This window comes from Flaviflexus sp. (assembly GCF_041440645.1).
GTDB lineage: Bacteria > Actinomycetota > Actinomycetes > Actinomycetales > Actinomycetaceae > Flaviflexus.
Window position 1 is genome coordinate 22863 of sequence record NZ_JASDVN010000019.1, and the last position, 8753, is coordinate 31615.

Here is an 8753-nt window from a genome sequence, read left to right on the forward strand (position 1 = left end):
AAGGTGGCGTAACCTTGTGGGTATGGGAAAGCGCGCCGCGAAGATCGTATCGGTTACCTCGGTACGTCGCGCCCTGGACGAAGACATTCAGGGCCGTAGCCGCCGCTATCTCGTCTCCATGGTTTTCCGCCTCATCTGCTTCGTCCTCGTTCTCGTCATCCCGAACTGGCCGATCCGCATCGTTCTCGGGATCTGCGCCGTCGTCATTCCCGCGATCGCCGTCCTCGTCGCCAACGCTGGCCGCGAACGCGGCCCCGCCCCCACGATCGTTGAAAACCACGGCGAACTCACGACCTACAGCGAGACCAACCACCTGAACCAGGGAGAGTTCCTGCGGTAATGAGCAGATATTCATTCCTCACATCCCCGCGCTGGATCGGACTCATCGTCCTCATGATCATCGCCTCCATCGTCTGCTTCTTCCTCGGCCAATGGCAGCAGGACAGGTACGAACAGAAGGTCGCCGCCGCCCACCAGATCGAGACAGCCTGGGACCGGGAAACCACGAGCCTCGAGGATCTCTCAGGAGCCGACGAGTGGCGCGCCACCACGATCACCGGGCAGTTCATCGAGGACAGCCAGGTGCTCTTGCGCGGACGCTCCGTCTCCGGCGAGGCCGCCTACCAGGTCATCGCGCTCATGGAAACCGAGCTGGACGGCAAACCCGCCACCATCATCATCGACCGCGGCTGGATCCCCCTCATACAGGCAGACGGCGACCGCGGCGTCGCAGGCAGCGTTCCCCCGCCTCCAGAGGGTACCGTCACCGTCGAGGGTCGCGTGCGTCCAGCAGAGGAACCCAATAGCCGCCAACCGGCTGAGGGCTACATTTACACACTCAATCCCGCCCAGGTGGTGGCGGCGATGCCGGAGGCGGTTCAGGCGGACCTTGCACCCGTGTTTGACGGTAGGGTCGAGCTCGCCGGCGGTCAGGCAGGATCCGAAGCCTCGGGCGCACCACGGTCCTACCCCAAGCCCTCCACCTCGCTTGGATCCCATCTCGCGTACGCGTGGGAGTGGCGGTTCTTCGCGGTCGCTGCGCTCGCTGTTGTCCCGATCCTTGCCCGCCGTGAGGTGTCAGAGAACTCGTGGATCGTTGACGGCGTGGACCTGTCCGAGCTTGATCTCACAGAGGATGAGATGAGGGACCTGGGACTCACGAAGGCACCCTGGGAGGTGAAGAAGCCGAAGAAGTCCACGCATGGACCAACGGATGAGGAGATTGAGGATCAGATCCTCGATCAGGCGAGTGCGATCAACTCCAAGTAGTCATCGGACCACAGGTCCTCGTCACCATCGGGGAGCAGGAGCACGCGCTCGGGGTTGAGCGCCTCGACCGCCCCTTCGTCGTGGCTGACAAGCACGACCGCACCCTCGTAGGTGCGGAGCGCACCGAGGATCTCCTCGCGGGACGCGGGATCGAGGTTGTTGGTCGGCTCGTCGAGAAGCAGAACGTTTGCCGCCGACACCACGAGAGTGGCGAGAGCAAGCCTCGTCTTCTCACCACCGGACAGCACACCGGCGGGCTTCGACGCGTCGTCTCCCGAGAACAGGAACGAACCGAGGACCTTTCGCACCTCCGTGTCGTCCAGGTCGGGTGCGGACGCCCTCATGTTCTCGTACACGGTCTTGCTCGTGTCGATGGTTTCGTGTTCCTGGGCGTAGTAGCCCATCTTGAGGCCGTGCCCGGGCTTGACCATGCCGGTGTCTGGTTCCTCCAGGCCGGCCATGATCCGCAGCAGGGTGGTCTTACCGGCACCGTTGAGGCCGAGGATGACAACCTTGGATCCCCGGTCGATGGCGAGATCGACGCCAGCAAAGACCTCGAGGGAGCCGTAGCTCTTCGACAGTTCGTGGCCCGTGAGCGGTGTCTTGCCACACGGCGCCGGGGTGGGGAAGCGGAGCGCCGCCACCCTGTCGGAGGCTCGTTCTGCCTCGAGGCCCTCAAGCATCCGGTTGGCGCGACGCGCCATGTTCTGTGCCGCCACGGCCTTTGTGGCCTTCGCCTTCATCTTGTCTGCCTGAGCAAGTAGGGTTGCGGCCTTCTTCTCGGCATTGGCGCGTTCCCTGCGGCGCCTCTTCTCATCCGTCTCGCGCTGCTTCAGGTACAGCTTCCAGCCCATCGAGTACACGTCGAGTTCGGCGCGGTTCGCATCGAGGTGCCACACGGTGTTGACGGTCTCGTCGAGAAGCTCAACGGAGTGGGAGATGACAACGAATCCACCGGAGTAGTTTCGCAGGTAGTCGCGGAGCCACAGGATGGAGTCGTGGTCAAGGTGGTTGGTGGGCTCGTCCAGCAGCAGGGTTTCAGCCTGGGAGAAGAGAATGCGAGCCAGTTCGACCCTGCGACGCTGACCACCGGACAGGGTCTCGAGGGGCTGGGAGATGACCCTGCCGGGCAGGCCAAGGGCGTTCATGATCGAGGCGGCCTCGGAGTTCGCCGCCCATCCGCCCGCCGCGGTGAATTCGGCATCGAGGCGAACGTAGCGTTCCATTGCCTTCTGCTGACGGGCTCCCGTGAACTCCCCCATGTCCCTCTCGGCCTTGCGGATCTTGCGAATCGTGTCGTCAATGCCGCGGGCGGACAGCACCCTGTCGCCCGCGAGGACCGACAGGTCACCGGTACGGGGGTCCTGCGGCAGGTAGCCGATCTCGCCCGACCTCGTGATCTGGCCCGTGTGCTCAATGACGTCGGAGGTGACACCTTCACCCGCCAACAGCCTGGTCAGGGTGGTCTTGCCGGCACCGTTTCGTCCAACGAGTCCGATCCGCATGCCCTTGTCGATGCGGAAGTTCGCGTCGGTCAGCAACTCGCGGGTACCGATGCGCATGGAGAGGTCTTGGCCAATAATCACCGGGTTAGTCTATCGGCAGACGTTCCGGACTGGCGATGAGCCAGCCCGGAACGTGAGGAAGGACAAGCTAGCTTGCCGCTGGGTTCGTCACTGTCGCGTACATGAGTGCCCATCCGTTGACGTCCGAGACGGTCAGAAGCGCGTACGGGCGATCAACCGTGACCTCGACAAACTCCGCCGGGTACGGGGCGGCGCCGTCGACCGCATCGATCTGGGTGACCGCGGAGGCGGCAATGCCTTCATCGTCAAGTGTGAAGGTCGCGTTCTGCACGACGACGGAAATGAAGACATTCTCTGATTCGGAGTAGTCCGCCAAACCGCACCCAACCGTGGAGTCATCGAGGTTGGCCAATCCCACCTCCTCCTTGTACTCGAGGATGTCGGTCGTGGACTCGAGGTCGATAGCGGGAAGCGTCAGGTCAACGTAGATCGATTCGGAACGATCGAGATCCCAATCCTCGCTCGTGAGATCGAGCGGGTCCGTCACGTCGTCCGGGTAGTACAGGTAGGTCGAGTCGCGGGATTCGGTTGGCAGCCTAACAACGATGCCACCGTCGACCCGCCAGCCTTCCGCGTTCTCGTTGAAGTGGTAGCCATCGACATCCTCGGTCGAACCGTCGAGCGTCGTGAACTCGATGCTCGTGCTGCTGACGCCACCTGCCCACCGCGTCTCGTAGCGTACGGCAGAGACGAAGGAGAGCGCCGTGTTCTCCGCGACCGGGCTCGGCAGTTCCGTTTGCAAACCGCCCGTGGCCTCATCGACCCAGGCATCAAGCTCTGGTTGGAGGTTCTCGACCGTGTCGGTCATGAACTCGCTCCCGTAGGCGCCAGCAACATCGGAGACAAAGTCGGTCTTGATGAGTGTCTCCTCCTCGTTGTGAGCGATCGCGGAACTCAGGCTCGTCACCCACTCGTCACCGGACCGGTTCACTTGCTGCCCGAGCTGGGAGTACACGGACCTGCGAGCATCGTCCTCGACGCCCAAGAACTCGTTGATCTCGCTCTCCGTCTCGCACTGGGCTCCCTCGCCCGCGATCGCCTGAGCGTAGGTGAGGGACGCTGGCGAGATCAGGGTGTTGTCGCCGCCGCGGGCGCGAGATACCTCAATGGAGCTATCGAGCGATGTTCGGATGGCCAGCGCCCTCTCGTCATCGGTTGCGTCCCGGTGGTTGCCGAACCCCTCGCCATTCGTCACGTCCTCACCCGTCGTGATCTCTTCGGATGTGGGATCCTCACTCGGATCCTCGGACCCGTTCCCGTTTCCGCATGCTCCGAGCATGAGGGCCGCGACCGTCGCCGCGGCCAGTCCTGTCTTTCCTGTCATCTTCATGATCTTCCCTTTTCATGGTTGTGGCGCAAATGCCACGCTTCCCGACATGGCTTGACTCGCGACTTCACTGTTTGCTTGATGGTGGGTGCTCTGCGGCCAGCCAACTGCTTCGCGCTAGAGCTTGTAGGTGGGATCGGACATGATCGCGTACAGGATCGTCCAGCCGGTGTCCGCGTCCGCGGTCTTGAGGGCAAAGGGTCGGTCGACAACCGTGGGAACCACGTCATCCGATTCGGTTGGCGAGAGTTCGGGAGTCTCGGTCTGTGCAATCTGATCGGTGGAGATCCCCTGGTTCGTGATGTCGTAGGAGGCATACTGGCTGACGAGGAGCGTCTCGGTCTCGCAATTACTCTCAAAGACGTTGAGTTCGTCGTCCATGTCCGCGTACGAGATGGTGCTGCTCGTTGAGACGGTCGGGACGACAACGTTCGTTGTCACGCCCTCCCCCTGTGCCACCCAGTCCCCCGCAACCAGATCGCTGACGTCCCCATCATCAGACACATACAGATAGGTGCGGTCAGGAGAGGACGTTGGAAGTTCAATGATCATTCCACCGTCTGCCTCCCACACGGTCGCTCCCGTGACCTCTATCGCGGGAACGGGCTCCGTGTGACCATCGGAAAACTCGAAATCAACAGTCGTGACCGTAACCGGTTCGCTCCACGTGGTCGAATAGTGCAGGTTGACCATGATCGCAACGTCGGTGGTCGCGGGGATGGACTCCGGTAGCACCGGCTGTTCATCCGCGGTGGCGTCAGCAATCCATTGGTTGCCAGCGACAGTCATCTCCTCAGCAGGGAGGCTGAGGAAGGGCGCCGCATAGTCGGCAACCATGGTGTGGACCGTGTCCGAGCCAGCACCGGCCCGCGTCGAGTTCTCAATGACGAGACCCGTCAGGAACGTCGTGTAGGAGTCTGTCTCGCTTGAAGCGAGCTGCGAGGCGAGTTCACGGTAAGTTTCGTTCACTTCCCCGGCGGGGACTCCAACGACACCCTCGAGACGATCGGTTGAGGCGCAGGCGGAACCTGAGGCTGCCATCGACATCTGGTAGGTCATGGCGGCGGGTGAAACGACAATATTGCCGGACTCGGGCAGGGCCCGCTCTGCAACCTTCATGCCGTATTCGAATGTCGCCTGTTCGGCGCGACCCACGTCCTCCTCATCCACCGTTTCCGGTGGTGTGGGCGCAACAGTCTCGGCCGTCACAGTGACGGACGGTTCCGGGTCGGGTGTGGTGGAGCAGGCCGCCAACATGATGCTTGCGAGGCACGCACTCACCCACAGTTTCTTTGAAGGCATGCATCCATCCTGTCCCCCACGCAAGCAGAACGCGATCTGACAGACGGTGTACCGCTCCCCTCCCCTGAGTTCCCGGAACCTCCAGCAATCGATGCGTCGCATCATGCCGAGGACGATTGTGCACCGACAGCACACGTGCCCGTGCGCCAGAAGCCTGCACACCGAGGTCTCTGTGCCTTGGACCCAGAGACCTGTGCTCCTTGATCTAGAGTCATGTACTCCTTGACCTAGAGGCATGATGTGCTCCTTGACCCAGAGGCCTCGGCTACTTCACCTAGAGACGTGTGCTTCTTGGTTTGGATAAGGAAAGGCGGCGGGCCGGCCCCCGCCGCCTTCACTCTTCGTGAGTGAGCCTGTTACTTCACCAGGGTGCGGAGCACGTACTGGAGGATGCCGCCGTGGCGGAAGTAGTCAGCCTCACCTGGGGTGTCGATGCGGACGTTCGCATCGAAGGTGACCTGCTCACCGTTCTCCTTGGTAGCGACTACGGATACGGTCTTCGGGGTCGGTCCGTCGTTGATGGCGGAGATGCCGGAGATGTCGAAGGTCTCGGTGCCGTCGAGACCCAGGGACTCTGCAGTGTCGCCGTTCTGGTACTCGAGGGGAAGCACGCCCATGCCGATCAGGTTGGAGCGGTGAATGCGCTCAAACGATTCGGTGATGACGGCCCTGACGCCGAGGAGCGAGGTGCCCTTCGCTGCCCAGTCGCGGGAGGATCCGGAACCGTACTCCTTGCCGCCGAGAACAACGAGCGGGATGCCGGCTTCGCGGTAGGACTCGGACGCATCGAAAATCGTGTCCTGCTCACCGGTCACGAAGTTCTTGGTGAAGCCACCCTCAACATCATCCAGCAACTGGTTGCGCAGGCGGATGTTGGCGAAGGTGCCACGAATCATGACCTCGTGGTTACCACGGCGCGAGCCGTAGGAGTTGAAGTCCTTGCGGGCGATACCGTGCTCGGACAGGTAGCGACCCGCGGGGGAATCGACCTTGATGGCGCCGGCCGGGGAGATGTGGTCGGTCGTGACGGAGTCACCGAGCTTCGCGAGAACGCGAGCACCGGAGATGTCCTGGACCGGTTCCGGGGTCAGACCCATGCCGTCGAAGAAGGGAGCCTTACGGACGTAGGTGGAGTCGTCCTCCCACTCGAAGGTGTTGCCCTCGGGAGTGTTGAGTGCGCGCCAGCGCTCGTCACCGTCGAAGACGGAGCCGTAGCTGCGGGAAAACATGTCGGAGTCGATAGCCGCGTCGATGGTCTCCTGGACCTCGTCCTGGGTCGGCCACACGTCGGCGAGGAACACGTCGTTGCCGAGGAGATCCTGACCAAGAGCCTCGGTTTCGAAGTCGAAGTCCATGGTGCCGGCAAGGGCGTAGGCGATGACGAGCGGCGGGGAGGCCAGGTAGTTCATCTTGACGTCGGGGTTGATGCGACCCTCGAAGTTACGGTTACCGGACAGCACCGAGACAACAGTCAGGTCCTCGTCGTTGACGACGCGGGAGATGTCCTCGGGAAGCGGGCCGGAGTTACCGATGCAGGTGGTGCAACCATAGCCGACAAGGTTGAAGCCAAGGGCCTCAAGCGAGGGCCACAGGCCGGCCTTCTCGTAGTAGTCGGTGACAACCTTCGAGCCGGGAGCCATCGAGGTTTTGACCCAGGGCTTGGACTTAAGACCAAGATCGGCGGCCTTCTTGGCGAGCAGGGCGGCCGCCATCATGACCGACGGGTTCGATGTGTTGGTACACGAGGTGATGGAGGCGATCACAACATCGCCGTGGTCGAGCTTCGTCTTCGTTCCGTCCGGCATCGTAATCGGCACGGTACGGTGCGGGCGGGTCGATGCCTTCGCAGCAATCTCGCGGGAATCTGCCTCAACGGAGTGAGCGTCTCCCGAGATCGGATCCGATGCGTCCATGGTCGACTCGATCTCGAGATCGAGTTCGGTGGACTCGTGACCCTTGCCGGAAATGTAGTCGGGCAGGGTGCCGGCGAAGGATTCCTTCGACTCGGTCAGCGGGACGCGGTCCTGGGGGCGCTTCGGGCCAGCGATCGAGGGAACGACAGTCGAGAGGTCAAGCTCAAGGTACTCGGAGTACTCTGCCTCGCGGGACGGGTCGTGCCACAGTCCCTGTTCCTTGGAGTATGCCTCAACGAGAGCGACCTGATTTGCCGAACGGCCGGTCAGGCGCATGTAGTCGAGGGTGACATCGTCGATCGGGAAGATCGCGGCGGTCGAACCGAACTCGGGCGACATGTTGCCGATGGTGGCGCGGTTCGCGAGCGGGACCTGGGCAACGCCCTCGCCGTAGAACTCGACGAACTTGCCGACCACACCGTGCTGACGGAGCTTCTCGGTGATGGTAAGAACGACGTCCGTGGCGGTGGTGCCAGCGGGAATCTCGCCCTTGAGCTTGAACCCAACGACGCGGGGAATGAGCATGGAGATGGGCTGACCAAGCATGGCCGCCTCGGCCTCGATGCCGCCAACGCCCCAACCCAGCACGCCGAGGCCGTTGACCATGGTCGTGTGAGAGTCGGTGCCGACACAGGTGTCGGGGTAGGCAACGGTGGTGCCGTCCAGCTCGGTCGCCATCGTCACGCGAGCCAGGTACTCAATGTTGACCTGGTGGACGATGCCGGTGCCGGGGGGCACGACCTTGAAGTTTTCGAATGCGCCCTGTCCCCAGCGAAGGAACTGGTAGCGCTCGCCGTTACGCTCGTACTCGCGCTCCATGTTGAGCTCGAGAGCCTGGTTCGTACCAAACACGTCAATCTGGACGGAGTGGTCAATGACGAGCTCGGCTGGGTTCAGCGGGTTGATCGACTCGGGGTTACCACCGAGCTCAACGACAGCCTCACGCATGGTGGCAAGGTCAACAACACAGGGAACGCCGGTAAAGTCCTGCATGACAACGCGCGCGGGAGTGAACTGAATTTCCTCGCTGGGTTCAGCAGACGGATCCCAGTTGGCGAGAGCGTTCACGTGCTCCTTGGTCACGTTCGCACCGTCTTCAGTGCGAAGCAGGTTCTCAGCCAGGACCTTCAGGCTGTAGGGCAGTTTCTCGAGACCAGGAACTGCATCTAGGCGATACATGTCGTAGGTCTTATCCCCGACATTCAGAGCAGCCTTCGCTCCAAAACTATCTACACTCACGGTGTACTCCTCAATTCATGCGACAAAAATCGACATTATCTCGATTTCAAGATATCCCAATTGATGGCTCTCATCAACCTGAGGGACACGCCATGGCACTTGATTATGCTCATATCG

6 protein-coding genes are annotated in these 8753 nt (G+C 62.0%); 2 read left to right on the forward strand and 4 right to left on the reverse strand.

Annotated features, from left to right (window positions below):
* Window positions 1-22: 22 nt before the first annotated feature.
* Together QMB98_RS02535 and QMB98_RS02540 are read left to right on the forward strand one after the other, a co-directional pair.
* A complete protein-coding gene (locus tag QMB98_RS02535; protein ID WP_371684072.1) occupies window positions 23-340 on the forward strand; it encodes a DUF3099 domain-containing protein in 318 nt (105 codons plus the stop codon).
* Window positions 340-1269: an SURF1 family protein gene (locus QMB98_RS02540; RefSeq protein WP_371684073.1), complete on the forward strand. Its 930-nt coding sequence runs from the start codon at window positions 340-342 to the stop codon at window positions 1267-1269. The genes QMB98_RS02535 and QMB98_RS02540 overlap by 1 nt, the downstream gene beginning before the upstream one ends.
* On the opposite strand, the gene QMB98_RS02545 is transcribed toward QMB98_RS02540, so the two are convergent.
* The 4 genes from QMB98_RS02545 to acnA form a co-directional block, all read right to left on the reverse strand.
* Window positions 1242-2855: an ABC-F family ATP-binding cassette domain-containing protein gene (locus QMB98_RS02545; RefSeq protein WP_371684074.1), complete on the reverse strand. Its 1614-nt coding sequence runs from the start codon at window positions 2853-2855 to the stop codon at window positions 1242-1244. The two genes, QMB98_RS02540 and QMB98_RS02545, sit on opposite strands and share 28 nt — an antisense overlap.
* Before the next feature lie 67 nt (window positions 2856-2922).
* Window positions 2923-4185 (reverse strand): serpin family protein, encoded by a 1263-nt coding sequence (locus QMB98_RS02550; protein ID WP_371684075.1) that lies wholly within the window; start codon window positions 4183-4185, stop codon window positions 2923-2925.
* Between the two features lie 114 nt (window positions 4186-4299).
* Window positions 4300-5484: a serpin family protein gene (locus tag QMB98_RS02555; protein ID WP_371684076.1), complete on the reverse strand. Its 1185-nt coding sequence runs from the start codon at window positions 5482-5484 to the stop codon at window positions 4300-4302.
* 356 nt (window positions 5485-5840) lie between these two features.
* Window positions 5841-8636 carry an aconitate hydratase AcnA gene (gene acnA / locus QMB98_RS02560; RefSeq protein ID WP_371684077.1) on the reverse strand — a complete coding sequence of 932 codons (2796 nt, stop codon included), beginning with the start codon at window positions 8634-8636 and terminating at the stop codon, window positions 5841-5843.
* Between the last annotated feature and the right edge of the window lie 117 nt (window positions 8637-8753).